The organism is Lachnoanaerobaculum gingivalis (assembly GCF_003862475.1).
In the GTDB taxonomy this organism is placed as follows: domain Bacteria; phylum Bacillota; class Clostridia; order Lachnospirales; family Lachnospiraceae; genus Lachnoanaerobaculum; species Lachnoanaerobaculum gingivalis.
On sequence record NZ_RRCO01000010.1, the window covers coordinates 1 to 1391 of the forward strand.

General features: G+C 35.6%; 1 protein-coding gene. It reads right to left on the reverse strand.

Features of this window, described 5'->3' with window-relative positions; translation table 11 throughout:
- Positions 1-173 precede the first annotated feature (173 nt).
- Positions 174-1391: IS1634 family transposase (locus EHV10_RS14435; protein WP_128675252.1), on the reverse strand; the 1218-nt coding region annotated here is incomplete at its 5' end.

A 1391-nucleotide genomic window follows, 5' to 3' on the forward strand; every position in this document is an offset into this window, starting at 1 on the left:
CAGCCTGATAAGCTGCTTTCCCCTGTTTTTTTGATTCTCTTTTAAACTTAAAATAAGGGTTTGCTAAAAAAGGAGAGGGGCGTTATAGTCCTGTCTTTGACAGCTAAAAGGTCTGAAAGCCATATATATCAAGGGTTTCAGACCTTTTTTAATTCACAAAAGTGTAGCTAGAACTACCTACTTTTTTTGCTTTCCCGAAAGACTTTTTTCATACTCAAATCGGTTAAAATTTCGTAATCGGTACGAAATCCGAATACTTCATGAAGTGCATCTGTTAAGGCTGTTCTTGTATAAGCGGGTAGATATCCTAACTTTTCTCCCGGACGATACATCATCATAGAGCGTAATACGTTAATAATCTCATCGCATGTATATTGTTCACCAAGTTTTTTCTCAAGTATCCTAAAGACTACCAATGAAGCAAAACAAGTTATGAAGTGTGCCTTTATGCGATCCTCTCTTTGAAGATAAATGGGGCGTGCACTGAACTCGGTTTTCATGATTCTGAAACATTCTTCGATTTCCCATCTCTTCTTGTTTATACGAACTATTTCTTCGGCACTTGTTGTCTCCAAATTAGTACAAACGGCATAGAAACCGTCATATTTTTCCTCTTCAGCTATGAGGTTCGAATCTATATAAGGGATTTCTCTGTCACAGACTTCTCCTGAAGATGTCATTGCTTCGGTAGCAATAAAACGGCGTGGATCATTTTGATTTTTTTGATTTCTTTTATATTCCCCTTTTTCAATAAGCTTATTAGCACGGTCAATCTGGCTTTGCCTGATTTTCTGATGATATTTTTTGTACTTTAAGGAGAATGATACTATAAGATGTTGCTCTAGAGCTTTATTACCTTCTTTGACTTTTTTATCTGATAAATCTTCTTTAATCCACCTTTCCTTATAAAAGACTTTATTATAGTCTGTCTGTTCATCAAGGTTATTCAGATTAAATAATCCTGTTTCACCTTGTAGTGACCAGCCTTCAGGGTCTAGAGCAAACTCCTTTAAATATTTTGGGAGTTGTTTTATAGATTGTGTTGTTATAAAACTTCTTATTTTTTCACCAAATAAAGTTTTGTCGTTAAACTTTCTATTGGCATTTGAGGACAGACCTGCGTCTGTACAGATAATAATACTATCAATACCATAATCATCGATTACCTTTTGTTCCAGAGGCTTTAGTGTTGGCTGCTCATTCTTATTTCCGGGGAAAATATCAAAAGCAAGAGGAATACCGTCATGATCCATAAACATTCCCATTCCGACAATAGGTAGTGGTTGATGTTGTTTTGATTTTCCATATTTCCTAAGTTCGTCTTCCTGCTCGATTTCAAAGTAATAGTTTGTGCAATCATAGTAAAGAATGTCATTCCTGCGAGGAAGTAT